The sequence below is a fragment of the Actinomyces slackii genome, assembly GCF_900637295.1.
GTDB classification, from domain to species: Bacteria; Actinomycetota; Actinomycetes; order Actinomycetales; family Actinomycetaceae; genus Actinomyces; species Actinomyces slackii.
Genome location: NZ_LR134363.1, coordinates 949553 through 969163, shown reverse-complemented (window position 1 = coordinate 969163; position 19611 = coordinate 949553). Strand labels below are relative to the sequence as shown.

Genomic DNA, 19611 nt, shown 5'->3' with positions numbered 1-19611 from the left:
CCGTCCAGGCCGCCCCCTCCGCCCGGGATGGGCGCGGGCCGGACGGGGCAGGACGGGACGGAACGGAACGGGGCCGGGCAGGACCGGACGGGTCCGACGGGCCGGACGGGGCAAGCCGGGCCGGGTGGGGCCGGGCCGGGCTCACGCGCCGACGGCCTTGGTCCACTGCTCCAGCCAGGTCTCGCGGTTGGCGGTGATATCGGCCGGGGTCACCTCGACCGGGGCCTTGGCCAGGGGGCCGAAGCTCGTGATCTCCGTGGGAAGGGCGGCGCCGTCGTCGACCGGGTACATGTACATCTGGCCGGGGATGTCCTCCTGAACGGTGCGGGTGAGCATCCACTCCACGAAGGCGCGCCCGCCCTTAGGGTTGGCGGCGCCGGCCAGGACCCCGGCGAACTCGACCTGGCGGAAGGCCGTGTCCAGCAGGGCCGAGGTGGTCGACGACGCGCCGTCGTCACTGAGGGTGTAGGCCGGGGAGGAGGCATAGGAGACCACGATCGGGTACGTGCCGCCCTCCCCCGCTCCGGAGAAGTTGGTGTAGTAGGCCTCCTCCCATCCCGCGTCAATGCGGGCGCCGCCGGCCACGAGGCTCTTCCAGTAGTCGGCGAAGCCCTCGGCGCCGAAGTGCCCGACCGTGGCCAGCAGCCAGGCCATGCCGGTCGAGGAGGTCGAGGGGTCGATCGCCACCAGGAGGCCGGCGTACTCGGGCTTGGCCACGTCCTCGAAGGTGGCGGGGGGCGTCAGGCCCTTGGAGGAGAAGTAGGCGGTGTCGATGTTCAGGCACACGTCCCCCATGTCGATGGGGGCCAGGGCGGGGGTGTCCTCGACGATGTAGGGCTTGGCGGAGGCCGGCAGGGTGACCGCCGTGGTGGTGTCGATGATGCCCTGCTCCAGCGCGCGCGAGGCGTAGGTGTTGTCGATGCCGAAGACGGCGTCGCCCAGCGGCGCGTCCTTGGTCAGGACGAGCTTGTTGACCAGGGCGCCGGCATCGCCGGAGGTGGTGTGGACCAGCTCGTAGCCGGTCTCGGAGGAGAAGGAGGCCAGGACGTCCTCGGACAGGGAGAAGGAGTCGTGGGTGACCACGGTGACCTTCTTGGAGCCCGCGCCCGAGCCCCCCGAGCCCGAGCAGGCGGCCAGGCCCAGGCCCAGCATGGCGGCACCGGCGCCGGCGGCGCCCAGCAGGCCGCGGCGGCTCAGCGCGGGTCGGGCGGACCGGGCAGGCCGGGCGTGCGGGGCGGGAGGGATGGAGTGGGCGGGATGGTGGATCATGGTCTGCCTCCTGGATGGTGGTCCGGAGGGCCCGGATGCGATGGCCGCGCCCGGGGAGATGCTCGACTTCCTTCGCCGGTGCTAGCCGGAGCAGGTTCGAGGGTCTGCGGGAATCCGCACTCTCAGCGCCGGGAGGCGCTCCCCTGTCGTGGGGCCAAGCCTAGATGATGCGGCTGTCCCGCTGCGCTCGGTGAGCCCGCTGCGCCCGCCGCGCTCATGCGGGCGGAATCTGAATTCGGCCGGCACGTGGGGCCGGTGGGGCGCCCGCCGCGCTCATGCGGGCGGATCGCGGGCGGATGGGGCATGATCGGGCCAGCGGGGCCGGCCGCCGTCGGCCGCCGATCGACGCGATGCGCCCGAGCGGGCGCCAAGGAGGACACATGGGCAACAAGGATGCCGGCTCCACCGACCTGGCCTGGAAGGTCACCGCGGCCGCGGCCACCCTCGCCTCGGGCTTCGTGGCCGACAAGGTCGTGGCCCTGGGATGGCGGGCCATCACCGGCCACCAGGCCCCTCGCGAGGAGGACCAGGTGCTGGAGTACAAGCTCATGGAGGTGGTGGCCTTCGCCGTCATCTCCGGGGCGGCCATCGCCCTGACCCGCCAGCTCGGCCTGCGCCAGGCCGCCAAGTGGTACGTCAAGCGCCACGCCCCGCTGCCCGCCATCGAGGCCTGAGCCCCGGGCCGCCCAGACCATGGGCCCGACCGGACGTGCCCCGGGCCCGGCAGGCCCGCGGGCGCCCACCGCTCAGCCCGCGAGGCCCAGCTCTGGCGGCGGAGGGGTGAGGGCCGCAAGCCCCATATCGCCATCTCCCCGCCCGGCCCCCGCTGGGCGGGATGGGGCGGTGCCGTACCGGTGGAGCGCCGTCGGCTCCCGAGCGGCACGACCGGCCGCGAGTAGGCTGGTGGCCGCGTCGAAGACCGCCGCCGCGAGGGCCCGGCCGGGCGCCGCGGCTGGCGCCCCCATCCCCTGAGGAGTGGCCGTTATGAGCGTTGTGCAGATCGTCTGCGCCGTCATCGTCGCCGTGGCGACGACGATCGGAGTGGCGGTTTTCGCACGCGCCTGTTGCACAATTGCCGCCCGTCTGGCCGTGGGCCGTCCCGTCCCCCGTGAGCGCCTGCGCCCCGTGATCCGGCGCGCCGTGGGGATGCTGGGGGCCGTCGTCGGGCACTCCGCCTTCAAGGGCAGGCCCTTCATCCGGGCCGCCCACTGGCTGGTCATGGTCTCCTTCCCGCTGCTCTTCCTGACCCTGGTCACCGGGTACGGCCAGGTGCTGGGCGGGGCGAGCTTCGCGCTGCCGCTGATCGGGCACGCCGCCTGGTGGGCCTGGGCCGTGGAGATCATCGCCTGGCTGTCCCTGGCCGGGATCGTGGGCCTGACCATCCTGCGGCGTCGGGTGACCCGGACCCGCACGGCCCCGACCTACCCGGCGGACTCCGAGGGCGGGCGGCGGCCGCGCACCTCGCGCTTCGCCGGATCGACGGCCTCCCAGGCGGTCTTCGTCGAGGCGATCATCATCGCCGTGGTGGCCTGCGTCCTGGTGCTGCGGATGCTGGAGCACGCCCACCTGGCGCTGTCCGCAGATCCCGCCGAGCGCGCCCTGGCCACCTGGACGCACTTCCCGCTGACCGCCTGGAGCGGGCCGCTGCTCACGCCCCTGGGGGCCGGCGGCCTGGAGGCCGCGATCCTCGTGGTGGCCACCGTCAAGGTGGTGGTCTCGATGTGCTGGTTCGTGGTGGTGGGGCTCCAGCCCTCCATGGGAGTGGCCTGGCACCGTTTCCTGGCCTTCCTCAACGTCTACGCCCGCCGCGAGATCGACGGCGCCAAGGCGCTGGGCCCGCTCCAGCCGATCGTGGTGGGCGGCGAGCCGCTGACCGAGGCCTCCATGGATGCCCTGGAGGAGGCCATGGAGGCCGCCGAGGAGGGCACCGGGCCCGAGGTGCGCCTGGGGGTGGGGCGCATCGAGGACTTCACGTGGAAGGGCCTGCTGGACTTCTCCACCTGCACCGAGTGCGGGCGATGCCAGGACCTGTGCCCCGCCTGGAACACCGGCAAGCCCCTGTCCCCCAAGCTCTTCGTCATGGCGCTGCGCGACCATCACGCCGCCGCCGCGCCCTACCTGCGGGCCGCCGCGGCCATGGGCGTCGGCCCCGAGGAGGTCAGCGCCGAGCAGGTCTCCGCGCGCCCCGCCTCGGGGGCGGGGCGACTCCTGGGCCTCCATGACGGGCTGGCTCGCGAGACCTCCCTGGGCCTGGTGGAGGGCACGGCGCATACCGGCGACGTCCTGGGGGCCCTCCTGGAGGCCAAGGCCGCGCCCGGTGAGACCGGCGTGGCCACGGCCCCCGCCCCGCTCGCCGGCGAGGTCATCCCCGCCGACGTCCTGTGGGCCTGCACCACCTGCGGGGCCTGCGTGGATCAGTGCCCGGTGGATATCGAGCATGTGGACCATGTGGTGGATGTGCGCCGCCAGCAGGTGCTCATGGAGTCGGCCTTCCCCAAGGAGCTGGGCGGCATGTTCCGCAAGCTGGAGTCCAAGGGGAACCCGTGGGGACTGGCGGCGCGCAAGCGCCTGGAGTGGGCCAAGGGCCTGGACTTCGAGGTGCCGGTGATCGGCCAGGACGTGGAGTCCGCCGCCGAGGTCGACTACCTGTTCTGGGTGGGCTGCGCCGGCGCCTATGAGGACCGCGCCAAGAAGACCACGCGGGCGGTGGCCGAGCTGCTGCACACCGCCGGGGTCAGCTTCGCGGTCCTGGGCGAGGGCGAGACCTGCACCGGCGACCCGGCCCGCCGCGCCGGCAACGAGATCCTCTACCAGATGCTCGCCGCCCAGAACGTTGAGACCCTGCGGGAGGCCGGCGCCCAGCGCATCGTGGTGACCTGCGCGCACTGCTTCAACACGATCTCGCGGGAGTACCCGCAGATCGGGGGACGCTACGAGGTGGTCCACTACACCCAGCTGCTCAACCGGCTGGTGCGCGAGGGGCGGCTGACGCCCGTTCCCCCAGATGCGGGGAGGGAGGTCGATGACCGCGCAGGCGGTGCCCTGGAGGAGGGCGCCGAAGGCGTGGCGGGGCTGGCGGGAGCGGCCCGAGGGACGAGGGCCGCGGATGGTAGCCAAGGCGCCCTCCTCCAGGACACCGCCGCCCCCACCGTCACCTACCACGACGCCTGCTACCTGGGCCGGCACAACCAGGTCTACTCCCCGCCGCGCGAGCTGCTGGAGGCCACGGGCGCCACGACGGTGGAGATGCCCCGCAGCCAGGAGCGGGGCTTCTGCTGCGGAGGCGGCGGGGCGCGCGCCTTCATGGAGGAGTCGATCGGCACGCGCATCGCCGTGGAGCGCTCCCGCGAGGCCATTGGCACAGGGGCCCAGGTGGTGGCCACAGCCTGCCCCTTCTGCACCACCATGCTCTCCGACGGCGTGGCCAGCGAGGGCGCGGACGTGCGCGTGACCGACGTCGCCACCCTCATGCTCGAGGCAGTCCACCGCGGCCAGGGAGGCTGAGCCACCCGAGTTGCACATTCATCCTGCGACCCCGCCACCCGATGTGGCGTCATTCCAAGGATCCGTCTGCCGAGACGGCCTCAGGAGCAGAGATGAATGTGCATCGCCGGCGTCGATGCACATTCATCTTGCCTCCACGACCTCTGCCCGGCGACCACAACCGCGTCATTCCGCCAATCGTGCCCCACAGGCCGCGAAATGAATGTGCAAGCCCGCCCGATGCCTCGGGGCACGACCGGTCAGCCCGTAGGCTCAAGGCATGGTCAGCCATCACGCGCAGGAGGAACCCTCGCTCTTCGATGCCGCCGCCGAGTCCGGCGGCCCGATGGTCGACGACCCCGCCCGCCCCTTGGCCGACCGGCTTCGGCCGCGCAGCCTTAGCGAGGTCGTCGGCCAGGATCACCTGCTGGCGACCGATGCCCCACTGGGGCGGATGGTGGAGGCCGGCCGCCTGTCCTCGATCATCCTGTGGGGCCCGCCGGGGTGCGGAAAGACCACGATCGCCCGACTGCTCGCCGAGCGCGCGGGTCTGGTCTTCGAGCAGATCTCCGCCACCTTCTCCGGGGTGGCCGACCTGCGCAAAGTCTTCGACGCCGCAGGGCGGCGCCGCCAGATCGGCCAGGGCACGATGCTCTTCGTCGATGAGATCCACCGGTTCAACCGCGCCCAGCAGGACTCATTCCTGCCCTTCGTGGAGGACGGCACGGTGGTGCTCGTGGGCGCCACCACGGAGAACCCGAGCTTCGAGCTCAACGGGGCGCTGCTGTCGCGCTGTCAGGTCATGGTGCTGCGCCGCCTGGATGAGGAGGCGCTGGGCGAGCTGCTGGCTCGCGCGGAGGCCCTGACCGGCCGTGCCCTGCCGCTCACCCCGGAGGCGCGCCCGGCCCTGCTGGCCATGGCCGACGGCGACGGGCGCTACCTGCTGAGCATGGTGGAGCAGATCCAGGGACTGCCCGCAGGCGCCGGGCCCGTGGGCGCAGGGGAGCTGACGGATGTGGTCGCCTCGCGGGCGCCGCTGTACGACAAGTCCTCCGAGGAGCACTACAACCTCATCTCCGCCCTGCATAAGTCGATGCGCGGCTCGGACCCGGATGCGGCGCTGTACTGGCTGGCCCGGATGCTCACCGGCGGCGAGGACCCGCTGTACGTGGCGCGGCGCCTGGTGCGCTTCGCCAGTGAGGACGTGGGCATGGCCGACCCCGGCGCCCTGCAGATCGCCCTGGCCGCGTGGCAGGCCTACGAGCGACTGGGATCCCCCGAGGGGGAGCTGGCCATCGCCCAGGCCGTGGTGCATCTGGCGACGGCGCCCAAATCGGTGGCGATCTACCGGGGCTACGGCCGGGCGGTGAGGCTCGCGCGCCGCACGGGCTCGCTCATGCCGCCGGCGCATATCCTCAACGCGCCCACCCGCCTGATGAAGGAGCTGGGCTATGGCGAGGGATACGAGTACGACCCTGATGCCGAGGATGGTTTTTCCGGTGCCGACTACCTGCCGCAGGGCGTGGAGCGCGAGCCTCTCTACGAGCCCACTGGCAACGGTCACGAGCGACGGATCCGGGAGCGCCTGGAGTACTGGCAGGCCCTGCGCGCCGAGCGCAGGGCCTGACTGCGCGCCCTCTCCCGTCCCGCCCCTGCCGGTGGTGCCGGGTGTTTTTCTCAGGGGGTTCTCAGTACGCATCGGTGGGTTCTTTCAGGGTCATGGCGTTACATAGTGGACACCACCGGACGGAACCGGTCCCGAGGGTTGGGGAGCCCGACGACGGAACGGACCTCCGAGGCCGGCAACAGGTCTTAGGGAGCCTGGAGCCGCCGCTTCCGGTGAAGGAGGCGACCGCCTCCCCGGGTGCATGGGAACCCGGGTCGCAGACGGTCCCTCGCGAGGCTTGGACCCCCGGGTCCGGGGCACACCCCCGGACCCGGGGGTCAAGTCCACCCCAGACCCATACGGCGACTCACACGGCGGCCCCGGAGCCGGCCGGACCCCGCCGACGTCGACGTCGACGTCGACCCCGACCGCGCAGCGCGCACCGGGCGGTCAGGGCACACCGGACGCGCAGTGCGCACCGGGCGGGCAGGGCACACCGGGCGGGCAGCGCATGACCGTCACCCGGGACCCGTTGCCCGCAGCGCACGGCATGCGCGGGCGGGAGGAGCAGCATGATTGCGCGGGTCCTGCCCGCGAGGCTCACCGACGGGTGGGCCCGCCAACCAGTAACCTCAGCGTGTGAACCCTCAGCAGTCCACTGATCAGCGTCGGCGTCTCAGCCCCGAGCAGCGGCGGGAGGAGATCATGGCAGTAGGGCTGGAGATCTTCGCGACGGGGTCCCTCATGCAGGTCTCGGTCAATGACATCGCCAAGCGGGCAGGCGCCTCCCGCGCGCTCTTCTACCACTACTTCCCCACCAAGCAGGATCTGGTTCGGGCGATCGTGGCCCATGAGATCAGCCAGGTGGAGAAGCTCGCGGGCGAGGAGAGCATCGAGGACGTCATCACTGCCTACGTCGCCTACGTCCAGGGCAGGCCCATGGGCTACCAGGCGCTGCATGTGGCCGGCCTGGAGAAGAACGACGCGGTGATCGGCGAGGCGATCCAGGCCAGCCGTGAGCACTTCGAGGCGCTGCTGCTGCATCTGCTGGGCATCCCTGATTCCGACGTCCAGGCCCGCTTCGCCCTGCGCACGTGGACCAGCATGATGGTGGCCACATGCCTGGAGTGGCAGAACCACCCCGAGATCGATCGCGAGACGGTGGTCGGGATGATGGTCAGGGCGCTGCACGCCCTCGTCCCGCAGAAGGAGCCCGCCCCGTAGGCGGTGCTGCCGCAGGGGCATTCCGGGCCCCTCCAGCATCACAGAAAGGTAACGTCAATAAACGCACGCGCTCACCCCAGTCGCCCCGAATGACGGGCCGGAGACCGCTGGCACCGCTGGCGAAAGTCGCCTACGCCACGCACACAGGCTTGCGATAGCGCAACAGGACGAATTCCCCCTCCAGGCTGATGGCACGGGCCCTGAACACCTGGTACTCTCCGAGCGTATTGGACGAGGCATCCAATAGATTGAGCCTTCGTTCTTTTTGCCATTGACCCAGGGGAGACATCGTATGTCGGTCATCGCACACCGATGCACAACGGCTCATGACGCCAGCAGCCACACCACGACGACCGGTGCACCAGCAGCACGCGGCTCGGCGCACCACTCTCATACCCGCTCGGCCGCAATGCGCGCCAGCGGCGCCCCCTCTCCTGAGTCAGGCGGTCAGGCGCACGCCTGCCGCGTGCTATTCGCCCCCGAAACCATCAACATCGCCGAGGTCACGCGCAGCATCGAGGTCGCCAAGCGCATGCCCGACGGCGTGGACTGCGTCTTCACCGGCTTCTCCCCGCGCAACTCCGAACTCATCAAGCAGGCCGGCTTCGACTTCATCCTCCAGGAGCCGCGCCTGACGGATGCCGAGGCCCGCCAGGCCCTGGACTTCGATCAGGGCCGCAGCCTGCGCCACCCCTTCACCCGCTCCATGCTCTCCCAGCGCGTGGCCTCCGAGCGCGACCTCATCCGCCGGCTGTGCTCAGGCGCGGTGGTCATCGGGGTCACCCCCAGCCAGTTCATCTCCGCGCGCGCCGAGTCGGTGCCCCTGGTGTTCGTCCGGCCCTTCGCCTACTCCCTGCCCCACCTGGAGGCGGCCCAGCGCCTGGGCTCGACGGGCTTCCTGCCGCGCACCACCGCAGCGCAGCGGCTCATCGACCGCGCCTCCGCCGCGGCCCTGCACACGGTCGGCATGCGAGTCCCCCTGCCGCGCCCCTTCTACCAGGTGGCGGCGGATAACGGCGTGACTCTCCCCTCCAGCTTCGCCGCCGGCCTGACCGCCGACCTCAACCTCATCGCCTCCGCGCCCCACCTGCTGCCCCCGAGCCTGGAGATGCCGGAGGACCATCGCGTCGTCGGCCCGATCTTCGCCCACCTGCCCGGGGAGGTGCCCCCGATCGTGGCCGAGCTCGCGGCCGGAGAGCAGCCCCTGGTCTACTTCGCGGTGGGCTCCTCGGGCAATCGCGAGCTGATCCTCAGCGTCCTGAGCCGCATGGAGCAGGCCCCCTGCCAAGTCCTGGCCCCGGTGCGCAGTTACCTGAGCGAGGCGGATATCAGCTCCCTGCCCGCCAATGTGCATGTCACCGACTGGCTGCCGGCCGACCGCCTGGGGGATGCCATCGACCTGGCCATCACCCATGGCGGGGAGGGCACCGTTCAGACCAGTTGCGTCCAGGGCTGGCCCTTCATCGGCATCCCGCTGCAGTTCGAGCAGCGCTTCAACGTGCAGCGCTGCGTGGCCTTCGGCTCGGCCCGCCTGGTCAACCAGGCCGACGCCGCCACCACCGACTGGCCCGCCCTGATCCGCACATCCCTGGCCGACCCGGACATGCGCGGACGCGCCAAGCGGATGGCCCGCCTCATGGAGCGCCTCGACGGTCCCGGCGAGGCCGCCCGCTCCATCATGGAGCTCCTGGAGGGCCCGGGCACCGGTCTTGGAGCCCGTGCGTCACGCTCCTCCCTGGCATTGGCCTGAGGATCGGCGCCAGGCGCGACCGACCCCAACGAAGAGCCCGGGTGCGGGCGGAGGCCCTTCGCGGGCTTCCATCCGCACCCGGGCTCTTCGTCTGCCCCGACGGATCGAGGGCGGCCTGCCGCGAGAAACAACCAAGTGGTAGAATCGCGGGCGTCATTCCCGACCAAAGGAGCTCCACGTGACCCCCGCCGACCCCTCCGGTACCGCCCAGGCCCCTTCGCCCGCCGCGGCGCACCAGTCCCCCACCGACGGCGAGCACCGCGCCCCCACCCATGCGGAGCACCGCGCCCGTGCCGATGCGGAGCACCGCGCCCGTGCCGCAGAGCTCGTGGCCCGCATGACCCTGGAGGAGAAGGCCGGGCTGACCTCCGGAGCCGACTTCTGGCACCTCAAGGCCGCCGAGCGCCTGGGCATCCCCCAGATCATGGTCACCGACGGCCCCCACGGCCTGCGCAAGCAGGCCGAGTCCTCCGACCACCTGGGCATCAACAACTCCGTGCCCGCCACCTGCTTCCCCACCGCCTCCGCCCTGGGCTCCTCCTGGGACCCCGAGCTCGCCCGCGCCGTCGGCCAGGCCCTAGGAGCCGAGACCGTCGCCAACGACGTCGCCGTCATCCTGGGCCCGGGGGTCAACATGAAGCGCTCGCCCCTGTGCGGGCGCAACTTCGAGTACGTCTCCGAGGACCCGCTCCTGGCCGGGCGCATCGGGGCCGCCCTGGTCGAGGGCATCCAGTCCCAGGGCGTGGGCACCTCCCTGAAGCACTACGCCGCCAACAACCAGGAGACCGACCGCATGCGCGTCGACGTGCGCGTCTGCGAGCGGGCGCTGCGGGAGATCTATCTGCCGGCCTTCGAGCACATCGTGCGCACCGCCCAGCCCTGGACCGTCATGTGCTCCTACAACCGGCTGGGCGGCACCTACGCCTGCGAGCACCCCTGGCTGCTGACCACCGTGCTGCGCCAGGAATGGGGCTTCGACAACCTCGTCGTCTCCGACTGGGGCGCCGTCAACGAGCGCGTCCCCAGCCTGGCCGCGGGCCTGGACCTGGAGATGCCGGCCTCCGGGGGCCGCACCGACGCCCAGATCGTGGACGCGGTGCGCTCCGGCGAGCTGGAGGAGTCCGTCCTGGATGCCGCCGTCGAGCGCATCGTCACCCTCATCCTGCGCTCCAGCGCCACCCTCCAGGAGGCCCGGGCCCGGGGCGCCGACTACGACCCGGCGGCCCACCACGCCCTGGCGCGCCGGGCCGCCGCCGAGTCCACCGTGCTGCTCAAGAACGACGACGCCGCTCACGGCCCCGCCCTGCCCCTGGATCCCGCCGCCTTCAGCGCCGAGCGCCCCCTGGCCCTCATCGGGGAGTTCGCCCGCACACCCCGCTACCAGGGCGCCGGCTCCTCCACAATCAACCCCACCCGCCTGGACAGCGCCCTGGACGCCTTCCGCCAGGCCCTCGGGGAGGAGGCGGTGACCTTCGCCCCCGGCTACCACCTGCCAGAGGCCGACGGCGCCCCCGGCCAGGAGCTGAGCGCCGAGGCGCTGCGGAACCAGGCCGTCGAGGCGGCGCGCGGAACCACGGCCGTGCTCATCGTGGGCCTGCCCCAGAGCGACGAGTCCGAGGGATACGACCGCAGCCACATGGACATCCCGGCCGGACAGGTGGAGCTGGTCCGCGCCGTCGGGCAGGTGGCGGCCACCACGGTGGTGATCCTGGTGGGAGGCTCGGCCGTCGACGTCTCCTGGGACGAGTCCGCCGATGCCCTGGCTGTGGCCTGGCTGGGCGGGCAGGCCGGCGGGGCGGCCATCGCCGACGTCGTCCTGGGCGCCCAGGCCCCCTCGGGCCACCTTGCCGAGAGCCTGCCGGTGCGTCTGGCCGACCTTCCCGCCCAGCTCAACTTCCCCGGCCATGACTCCGCCGTGGACTACGGCGAGGGGATCTTCATCGGCTACAGGGCCCTGGATGCCATGGGGCGCGAGGTCGCCTACCCCTTCGGGCACGGCCTGACCTACACCTCCTTCGCGCTGAGCGCGGCGAGCGTGGAGCCGGCCGGAGGGGCGGAGGACGGTGGGGCGGAGGACGGCGCCCTGGTGGCGGGTCCGCCCGTGAGCGCCGGTGATGCCGGGGCCCAGGGGCGCGTCCTGGCCACCGTGCGCGCCACCGTGACCAATACCGGCCAGCGCGCCGGGGCTCAGGTGGTGCAGGTCTACGTGGGCCGGGCCGGCGCCTCGGCTGTCGAGCGCGCCCCGCGCGAGCTGCGGGGCTTCACCAAGGTGCGCCTGGAGCCCGGGCAGTCCACGGAGGTCGCCGTCGAGCTGACCCACCGGGACCTGGCCTACTGGGATGAGGCCGCGTCGGCCTGGAGGGTGGAGGCGGGCGACTACGAGGTCGGCCTGGGCTTCTCCAGCCGCGACCTTCCCGCCGTTCTGCCCATCGCCGTCCGGGCCCCGCAGCGGGTGCGGCCCCTGAGCCTGGACTCCACCGTGGCCGAGTGGCTGGCCCACCCTGTGGGCGGCCCGCGCCTGGAGGAGGCCTTCGCCCAGGCCCTGGCCTCCCTGCGCGAGGATGAGGCGACCTTCGAGATGATGGCCGCCATCCCGGTCAACCGCCTGGCCGCCATGCCCGGCATGGACATGGACCTGGAGAGCTATACCCGGCTCTTCGAGGAGGTCAGCGCCGCCTGAATCCCTGACTCCTCCTGACTCCGCCAATTTGCGTGAGTTCGTACTTTTCCGGGCCCGGAAAAGTACGAACTCACGCAAATTGGCGGAGTCACGGCCAGGGTGTTCACCAGAGCGCCGCGACAGGCAGGCCCCACACAGCCCTGCTCCCACCAGCCAAGACTGGCGCACAAGATCCCCCAAGACCGCTCTACGGGAAGATTCTTCCCCCGGGAGCTCTCTCGCTGTATGGTGACGCCATGTTGCTCGCGTTCTCCGTCGCCAACTACCGGTGCTTCGCCGAGGAGGCCACCCTTGACTTGACCCGGGGCGCTCTGCGGACTCTCACGCCTCGGGCGGGTTCCTCCTGGGAGGAGAGCACCTGGCGCACCGCGGCGATCTATGGCGCCAATGCTTCGGGCAAGTCCACACTGATCAGCGCGATCAGCCACCTTCGGCACGCCATCAAGGGCGAGCGCGGCCTCCTGCATCAGCCTCACCTCCTTGACGGCGAGTCAGCCGCCCTCCCAACGCGCTACCACGTGGACTTCATCCACGAGGGCATCCGCTACGCCTACAGCGTCGAGGCTCAGCCCTGGGGCATTGCCCGCGAGGAGCTGTGGGAGGCCGGCTTCCGCTGGAGGAAGCTGTTCATCCGCACCCAGGGCGAGCAGGACAAGGAGCCGACCATCGACGCCGGCAGCTCTCTGACAGGCCCCACCGCCGAGGTCCGACGCATCACCACAACCGAGGACCTCTTCCTGGCCGTTGCCCTGAGGTATGGCCACGCCTCCCTGGCGCCAGTGGCCCGCGGCCTGCGCGCCTTCCGCTTCATCCGCCACGACGACGAGGAGCGGGCGGCGCGATTGCAGTGGATGATGGCCCAGCTTGCGAACACACCTGCGCAGTGGACTGAGATCTCAGACGCGATTGCGCACACCGCCGACCTTGGCATCACTCGGGTGGAGCTGGAGGAGCGAGATCTTCCGCCGGAGTTCCTGGACTCGCTTCGTCGCTTCCTCCGGTCCGTCCACGAGCAGGAGGAGGACGCAATCCCCGATGATCTCCTCGCCGCGCTCAAACGGTCACTCGTCTTCTACCACCGGGGTACTGACGGCCAGGAGCGCCGCCTTCCCCTTGGCGCCCAGAGCCAGGGCACTGTGACCTGGCTGGCGACGGTGGGCCCTGCCCTGGACGCCATGCGTCAGGGCCAGACCCTGTTCGTCGATGAGCTCGATGCCAGCCTGCATCCGACTCTGAGCGCCACGCTGGTGGAGCTGTTCAAGGACCCCGATCTCAACCGCACGGGCGCCCAACTCGTCTTCACCACCCACGACACCTCCCTACTGGACAACTCCCCCACGCAACTGCTGGACAGCGGCGAGGTGTGGATGTGCGAGAAGTCGAGCGACGGCCGCAGCGAACTGTTCTCCCTGGCGGACTTCACCAGCACCCGCAAGGGCACGAACAAGCAGCGCCGATATCTCGTCGGGGCCTTCGGCGCCATCCCCACGGTGGACGCCTCCAAGATCCGGCAACTGCTGGCCACCGACCACGAGGCAGCCTGAGGTGGCACCACGGGGGAATAACCGCCGCCAGGCAGGGCGGCGGAGGGGCCGGCAACCCCGCCAGGAGAAGCGCGCAGTGCTCCTGGTCACCAACGGAGCCGTGACGGAGAAGCACTACCTGGATTGGCTGGCTCGCCTCACCCGCGAATTCAGCCAAGGCGTCGCCGTCACAGTTAAGTACATTGGTGGCGCCCCGTCGACTGTGGTCAAGGATCTCAAGGGACCACGATCGGACCTCAGCGCCTTCGAGGAGGTCTGGATCATCGTCGACCACGACGGCGAGGACCGTTCCACCTTTCTGCGCGAGTGCAAACGACTGACCACGCGGAGAACGATTGTGCACGGCGTCGTCTCGGTGCCCTGCTTCGAGGTCTGGCTCAACGCCCACTATGAGCCTGTGCGGAACTACCAGAGCCAGGCCGATGCGCAGGCCCACTACGCCCAACTCACCAGACAACCCAAGGGCGCCAAGACCATCCCTGACGATCTGCTCTGCGCCGAGGCCATGCGCGACGCCGTCGACCGATGTCACCTGCCCGGCGAGGCCCTGCCCGAGCGAGACACCCAGGGCCCCTGCCCCTCAACGACCATGCCCCACCTGCTGGCCAGCCTCGGGCTCATCGCCCCTCTCTCGTAACCTCACCAGAGCGCCGCGACAGGCAGGCCCCACAGGCGCTCCGCGTACTGGTATCCCTCGCCTGCGGTCCCCAGCACGATCCCACCGAGGAAGCGGTCACCCAGGGACTCCTTGAGGAAGACCAGACCCTTGAAGTGCTCGGCGCGGAAGGTTGATGAGGCCTTGACCTCGATCCCGAGCACACGTCCGTCCATGAGTTCGACGATCAGGTCGACCTCAAGGCCGTTCCGGTCACGGTAGTGGAAGAGCCGGTACTCCTCCTCACTCCATCCACCCTGGCTCATCAGCTCGCCGACGACGAAGGACTCGAGCAGGGGCCCGATGCCATCAGCCGTCAGTGGCGCGAGGGATGCCGCGGTCTGGGAGTTCAGGCGCATGGCGAGAGCCGAGTCGGCGAGGCTAGCCTTGGACCGGCCCGTCTCGCGCTTGGTGAGGCTCGGCGTCCAGGGCTGAAGCAAGTCAATGAGGTAGACAGAGCGCAGCGCATCGACATAGGCGCCGATCATGCTCTCGGAGATCCCCGTGGCGCTCGCGATGCGGGCCTTGACGAGTTCACCCGACTGGTTCGCGGCGAGCAGTGAGAGCACCCTGCGCAGACGAGCCTCGTTGCCTCCCCCGGGAACCTCGGCGAGGTCGTGAGTCATCAGCCGCGAGAGGTAGGAGTCGAGCCAGGGCCCGCGCATCCTGCGACTGAGCCGACGAGCCTCCGGGAACGCGCCCCGCTCGAGGACATCCAGATAGTCGGCGCGACGCAGCGAGGTCGAGCAGTGCCGCCAGTCGACGCCGTCGGCGACGAGCCGGTCGACGAAGGACGCGCTGGTACCCGACAGCTCCGCCTGACTCAGCCCGCGCAGACGCAGGTCGATGGCGCGTCCGGCGAGCGAATCGCCTCCTTTGGCCTTGAGGATGTTCGACGACCCGGTGAGGATGAACCTGCCCGGCCTGCGGTCGCGGTCGATGCTCGCCTTGATCGTGAGCAGCAGTTCGGGGAGGCGCTGAACCTCATCGATGACAAGCGTGCCCTCGGGGATCTGCTCGACGACCTGCCACGGATCAGCGGCGACGGCGTCACGGACGCGACTGTCATCGAGGGTGACGACAGCGTGGGGACGGTTCTCGACGAGCATCTGCGCCAGCGTGCTCTTGCCGGCCTGCCTCGCCCCTTGAACAACGACGGCGGGAAAGTGGTCAAGGTACTCCGAGCCACGGAGCTGAAGCCCGCGCCCGACCAGTTCATCCATGACTCAACCATAGCCGAGATCGTGGATTTGCTGAGCCTCGATCGCGGATTCGCTGGGCTCCGATCGCGGGTTCGCTGCCCCCCTCCCCCGTGACTCCGCCTTTTTGCGTGAGTTCGTGCTTTTCCGGGCCCGGAAAAGTACGAACTCACGCAAATTGGCGGAGTCAGGAGGGCTGGCGCGTCCCGCCGTCATCAGGTAAGGCTAGCCTCATGACGACAACCGCCCCCGCCGCGCAGTCCTTCACCCACCACTCCCGCGCCCGCGTGCCCACCGATCGGCCCGCCCGGTACGGCAAGCAGCTCGCCAGCCACATGGGTCGCAAGATCACCACCTCCTGGGACGAGCAGACCTCCACCGGCACCCTGATCTTCGACCGGGAGGGCCCGGTGGTCGGCGTGGTCACGATGAGCTGCGACGACGGCGCCCTGCTGCTGGAGCTGAGCGCCGATGAGGAGCATCTGGCCTCCCTGGAGCAGATCATCGGCATCCATCTGGCACGATTCGGCGCCCGAGAGGCCCTGGCGGTCACCTGGACCCGCCCCGACGGCGAGGGATCCACCCAGGGGCCCCTGTCCCCCGAGGACCTGGAGCGCCGCCGGCCCGGCTCATGACCTCGCGAGCGATTCCGGCTCGCCCACGCGCAGCATGAGCAGCAGGCCCACCGCCAGGACGCTGACGATCCCCAGGATCCCCCAGTAGGCGGCTCCCGGGCCCACGATCCGCGTCCCCAGCGCGATGAACAGGCCGTACATGCTCGGCGCCATGAAGGACACGGCCCGCCCCGTGGTGGCGTAGAGGCCGAAGATCTCCCCCTCCTTGCCCTCGGGGATGAGGCGGGCCAGGAAGGAGCGGGCGGCCGACTGCACAGGCCCCACGCAGGCGGACAGGACCATGCCCAGCGCCCAGAAGGCCGCCCGGCCCGCGTCGTGGAGCGCGAAGACCAGCAGGCCCGCGACGATGAGGATCACCAGGCTGCCCAGGATGACCCTGCGCGCGCCGATGCGGTCATCCAGGTGGCCGACGGCGATGGTGGCGATGCCGGCGACGATATTGGCCGCGATGGCGAAGACGATGACGTCCCCCGGCGAGAAGCCGAAGGTGTTCTGCGCGATGATGCCCCCGTAGATGAAGACGCCGGCCACCCCGTCGCGGAAGACGGCCGCCGCCAGCAGGAACCACAGCACGGTGGGGTGGTTGCGGTACAGGCCCACCAGCGTGCGCCACAGCCGCTTGTAGGAGGCCAGGAGGGACTCTCGGGGCGCGGCCGCGGCCTCCGGGGCCGGCTCCGACGCCCCGACCGGGGCCTTGACGACGGCGTCCTCCTGCTGCGCCCCTGACCGTGAGCCCCGGTAGGCCTGGGTGAGCAGGACGGGGATGGCGAAGATCCCGAACCAGGCCGCGGCCACGAGCATGGACACCCGCACGTTGAGCCCGTTGGCGCTGGTGACGCCGAACCAGCCGACCTCAGGGGCGATGAAGCCGACGTAGACGATGAGCAGCAGGGCGATCCCGCCGATGTACCCCATGCCCCATCCCAGGCCGGAGACCGCGCCGAAGCGCTCCTTGGTGGTCAGTTGGTTGAGCATCCCGTTGTAGTTGACCGAGGCGAGCTCGAAGAACACGTTGCCCAGGCCCAGCAGGGTGATGCCCAGCCACAGGTACCCGGGCTCGGGCAGGACCAGGAACAGGCATGCGGAGATGGCCACGACGACGGCGGTGTAGGCGCCCAGCCAGAAGACTGTCCTGCCGGCGCGATCGGAGCGCTGCCCGGTGACCGGGGCCAGCAGGGCGATGCAGGCACCGGCGACGGCCAGGCCGATGCTCAGCGAGGCCTCATTGGCGGCCTTGTCGCCGAAGGGAGCGCTGGTGAGGTAGACCGTGAACACGAAGGTTGTGATGACGGCGTTGAAAGCGGCCGACCCCCAGTCCCACAGGCTCCATGCGATGATGGGCCAGGTCAGCAGACTGGGACGGTCCTGTTGCACGGCGCTTGGCACGGCCCTGGTTGTCATGGAGGAACCTTACGGCGCCGCGGCTCTCTCCGGCCCCACGATGGGCAGGTCTTCCCCGCCCCGGCCCGTCTGAAACGGGCAGAAACGGGCGCTGAGCAGGCATGGAACGGGCACTGACGATGATCAGTGTTGTCCCAGAGGCGATCGCTGGGGAGTATATAGGCATGCTGCGGCGCACTGCTCACCGCCATCGCGGATCGGGCGGGGAGTGTGAGTCGCGGGGTGTTACAAGGCCTCCTGATGGCCGTCATATCGAGCATCGTGGGGAGCTCCTCATGTTGTGCATGCCTGCGATCGGTTTCACTGCGCTCTGCCTCCGGCTGGCACCCGGTGCCGGCGGAAGCAGAGGATGCCGGCTCTGATCGTCCCCTTCAGCAGCGGCCAGTGGCCCTCGCAGGCAGAGGACTCCGCACGATGCTCGGGACCCCTGACTCCTCAGGGCATGACGGGCATGGTCTTGGGACACCACATGACGCGAACGAGGGTTTGCGTCATGAGCACATCTCGCGTCGTCCTTTCATCGGTTGGCACAGGGCAGGATGGGGCGGGGTACCGCTCGTGACGCATTCCCTCGTTCCGTCACTTATGACGACTTCCGGGAGGAGCAGCCAGGTGCGTGCACGACGTCGTTCATGGCCGCTGGGAGCGAATGCGGTCCTGCCCATTCCCCTGGCCCTGCTGCTCATGGTGGCCGCAGGCGCGCCCGCCGCTCACAGCGCCGAGGCCGACCTCGAGGGCCGGTACGTGGCCCTGGGGGACTCCTACGCCTCTGGCGCGGGAGTGAGCCCCTATGAGGAGGGCAACGGCTGTCAGCGCTCCACCGCCGCCTACCCGCATGAGGTGGGCAGGCGCACGGGCACGGACCTCACCTTCGCGGCCTGCTCGGGTGCGCGCACGGCCGACCTCTATGAGCCCTCCGCTGCGAATGGGCAGCCGGCCCAGCTCGATCGCCTGGGCCAGGACACGGGCCTGGTGACGGTGTCGATCGGCGGCAATGACGCGGGGTTCAGCCGGGTGCTCACCGAGTGCATCACGGGCAAGCGCCTGCTGCCCTTCGTGACCTGCCACAACGATCCTGCGGTCTCCGGGCCGTCAGAAGCGGCTCTGGAGACGCTGGGCGGGACTGGGGCGCGCGACGGCGTGCGCAGCTACGACTCGGTCTTCTCCGATATCTCCTCGCGAGCCCCAGGGGCACGGGTGGTGGCGGTGGGGTACCCCCATATGTTCCCTCCGGAGGGGGGCTCCGGGGGAGGGCTGTTCTTCGGCCGCTGCGAGGGGGTCAAGAAGGTTGATCAGCGCTGGATGATGGCCAAGACCGACGAGATGAATGCGTCGATGCGCGCCGCGGCGGTGCGCCACGGCGGCGCCTACGCTGATCCTGTTGATGATTTCGCCGGCCACGAGCTGTGCGGCAGCTCCGATTCCTGGTTCTACGGGCTGACCTCCGATGGCCGCTTCCACCCCACGGCCGCCGGCCACGCCGCCCTGGCCAAGGACGTGCATGCGACGATCCAGGGCGGCCAGAGGCAGGCTCCCGCCCCGGCCTCCGGTGTCGGCGTGGACAATGTGCGGCCGGTGGGCGAGGCGACGGCGACCCGCCGCGGTGATCACTTGGATCTGGATGCCACGGCCTCGCGTGACGGTGATGGCGCGGTGGCCGACGTCGACTGGTACATCCAGCGGCCCGATGGCTCGGAGACGGTGCTTCAGGGGGCGCGGGCCACGGTGCAGGTCGACGCCGATGAGCCGGTCGAGGTGACCGCCGTCATCACCGATGACCGGGGTCTGACGGATTTCGTCACTCACGTTGTGCCGGCGCTGGAGGGGGACCAGCCCCAGCCGGCCAGTGGGGCGGGTCAGCAGGAGACCAGGCTGGTCATTCGGGGAACCGAGCACATGCCGGTGTCCACCATCGATCCGGAGCGTCTGGCGTGGGCGGACGGCCAGCCGGCCACCGTCACGATCGCTGATGCCGACGGCGATGGCGTGGATGACGTCATCGTCACCCGTCCCGGCGCCGAGCCGGGACCCCACTGCCTGAGCGGCACCCTGACCGATGGCACCGCCATCCAGGCCTGTACCTCGCGGTAAGCGCATTGGTCCCACTGCTTTGAGGCGGCCGATGACCGTTTTGGAGGAGATTCGCCATGGACACAGCGCACTCG

The 19611-nt window shown here is 70.5% G+C and carries 13 protein-coding genes and 1 riboswitch; of the genes, 10 read left to right on the top strand and 3 right to left on the bottom strand.

Annotated features, from left to right (window positions below):
- Window positions 1–141 precede the first annotated feature (141 nt).
- Window positions 142–1269, bottom strand: coding sequence for a thiamine ABC transporter substrate-binding protein (locus EL266_RS03970; protein ID WP_034514881.1), 1128 nt, complete (start codon window positions 1267–1269; stop codon window positions 142–144).
- A gap of 50 nt (window positions 1270–1319) precedes the next feature.
- Window positions 1320–1424: riboswitch (TPP riboswitch) on the bottom strand.
- Window positions 1425–1649: 225 nt separating this feature from the next.
- Between EL266_RS03970 and EL266_RS03965 the strand changes: the two genes are divergently transcribed.
- The 8 genes from EL266_RS03965 (at window position 1650) to EL266_RS03930 (ending at window position 14193) form a co-directional block, all read left to right on the top strand.
- Window positions 1650–1943 (top strand): DUF4235 domain-containing protein, encoded by a 294-nt coding sequence (locus tag EL266_RS03965; RefSeq protein WP_026426981.1) that lies wholly within the window; start codon window positions 1650–1652, stop codon window positions 1941–1943.
- A gap of 310 nt (window positions 1944–2253) precedes the next feature.
- On the top strand, window positions 2254–4773 hold the full coding sequence (locus tag EL266_RS03960) for a (Fe-S)-binding protein (RefSeq protein ID WP_026426982.1): 2520 nt from the start codon (window positions 2254–2256) through the stop codon (window positions 4771–4773).
- Between the two features lie 259 nt (window positions 4774–5032).
- Window positions 5033–6379: a replication-associated recombination protein A gene (locus tag EL266_RS03955; protein ID WP_026426983.1), complete on the top strand. Its 1347-nt coding sequence runs from the start codon at window positions 5033–5035 to the stop codon at window positions 6377–6379.
- Window positions 6380–6997: 618 nt separating this feature from the next.
- Entirely contained in the window at window positions 6998–7582 is a 585-nt protein-coding gene (locus tag EL266_RS03950; protein ID WP_084500498.1) for a TetR/AcrR family transcriptional regulator, read from the top strand.
- A 409-nt stretch (window positions 7583–7991) separates the two neighbouring features.
- The gene (locus EL266_RS03945; protein WP_197719271.1) at window positions 7992–9332 is read left to right on the top strand and encodes a glycosyltransferase; all 1341 of its coding nucleotides are present in this window, start codon (window positions 7992–7994) and stop codon (window positions 9330–9332) included.
- 178 nt (window positions 9333–9510) lie between these two features.
- On the top strand, window positions 9511–12012 hold the full coding sequence (locus tag EL266_RS03940) for a glycoside hydrolase family 3 C-terminal domain-containing protein (protein ID WP_197719270.1): 2502 nt from the start codon (window positions 9511–9513) through the stop codon (window positions 12010–12012).
- Between the two features lie 236 nt (window positions 12013–12248).
- Entirely contained in the window at window positions 12249–13556 is a 1308-nt protein-coding gene (locus tag EL266_RS03935) for an AAA family ATPase (RefSeq protein ID WP_026426445.1), read from the top strand.
- Window positions 13557–13632: 76 nt separating this feature from the next.
- A complete protein-coding gene (locus EL266_RS03930; protein ID WP_026426444.1) occupies window positions 13633–14193 on the top strand; it encodes an RloB family protein in 561 nt (186 codons plus the stop codon).
- A 2-nt stretch (window positions 14194–14195) separates the two neighbouring features.
- Here EL266_RS03930 and EL266_RS03925 read toward each other — a convergent pair whose 3' ends face one another.
- Window positions 14196–15434: an ATP-binding protein gene (locus EL266_RS03925; RefSeq protein ID WP_026426443.1), complete on the bottom strand. Its 1239-nt coding sequence runs from the start codon at window positions 15432–15434 to the stop codon at window positions 14196–14198.
- 209 nt (window positions 15435–15643) lie between these two features.
- Between EL266_RS03925 and EL266_RS03920 the strand changes: the two genes are divergently transcribed.
- Window positions 15644–16045, top strand: coding sequence for a DUF2218 domain-containing protein (locus EL266_RS03920; RefSeq protein WP_026426442.1), 402 nt, complete (start codon window positions 15644–15646; stop codon window positions 16043–16045).
- Here the strand turns inward: EL266_RS03920 and EL266_RS03915 are convergent.
- Window positions 16040–17446, bottom strand: coding sequence for an MFS transporter (locus EL266_RS03915; RefSeq protein WP_026426441.1), 1407 nt, complete (start codon window positions 17444–17446; stop codon window positions 16040–16042). The two genes, EL266_RS03920 and EL266_RS03915, sit on opposite strands and share 6 nt — an antisense overlap.
- Before the next feature lie 612 nt (window positions 17447–18058).
- Between EL266_RS03915 and EL266_RS03910 the strand changes: the two genes are divergently transcribed.
- The gene (locus EL266_RS03910) at window positions 18059–19537 is read left to right on the top strand and encodes an SGNH/GDSL hydrolase family protein (protein WP_232012106.1); all 1479 of its coding nucleotides are present in this window, start codon (window positions 18059–18061) and stop codon (window positions 19535–19537) included.
- Window positions 19538–19611: the final 74 nt, after the last annotated feature.

Coding starts and splice junctions, on each gene's coding strand:
- EL266_RS03965 (WP_026426981.1), top strand. CDS start 1,650: ATGGGCAACAAGGATGCCGGCTCCACCGACCTGGCCTGGAAGGTCACC.
- EL266_RS03915 (WP_026426441.1), bottom strand. CDS start 17,446: ATGACAACCAGGGCCGTGCCAAGCGCCGTGCAACAGGACCGTCCCAGT.
- EL266_RS03935 (WP_026426445.1), top strand. CDS start 12,249: ATGTTGCTCGCGTTCTCCGTCGCCAACTACCGGTGCTTCGCCGAGGAG.
- EL266_RS03960 (WP_026426982.1), top strand. CDS start 2,254: ATGAGCGTTGTGCAGATCGTCTGCGCCGTCATCGTCGCCGTGGCGACG.
- EL266_RS03920 (WP_026426442.1), top strand. CDS start 15,644: ATGACGACAACCGCCCCCGCCGCGCAGTCCTTCACCCACCACTCCCGC.
- EL266_RS03970 (WP_034514881.1), bottom strand. CDS start 1,269: ATGATCCACCATCCCGCCCACTCCATCCCTCCCGCCCCGCACGCCCGG.
- EL266_RS03945 (WP_197719271.1), top strand. CDS start 7,992: ATGCGCGCCAGCGGCGCCCCCTCTCCTGAGTCAGGCGGTCAGGCGCAC.
- EL266_RS03955 (WP_026426983.1), top strand. CDS start 5,033: ATGGTCAGCCATCACGCGCAGGAGGAACCCTCGCTCTTCGATGCCGCC.
- EL266_RS03925 (WP_026426443.1), bottom strand. CDS start 15,434: ATGGATGAACTGGTCGGGCGCGGGCTTCAGCTCCGTGGCTCGGAGTAC.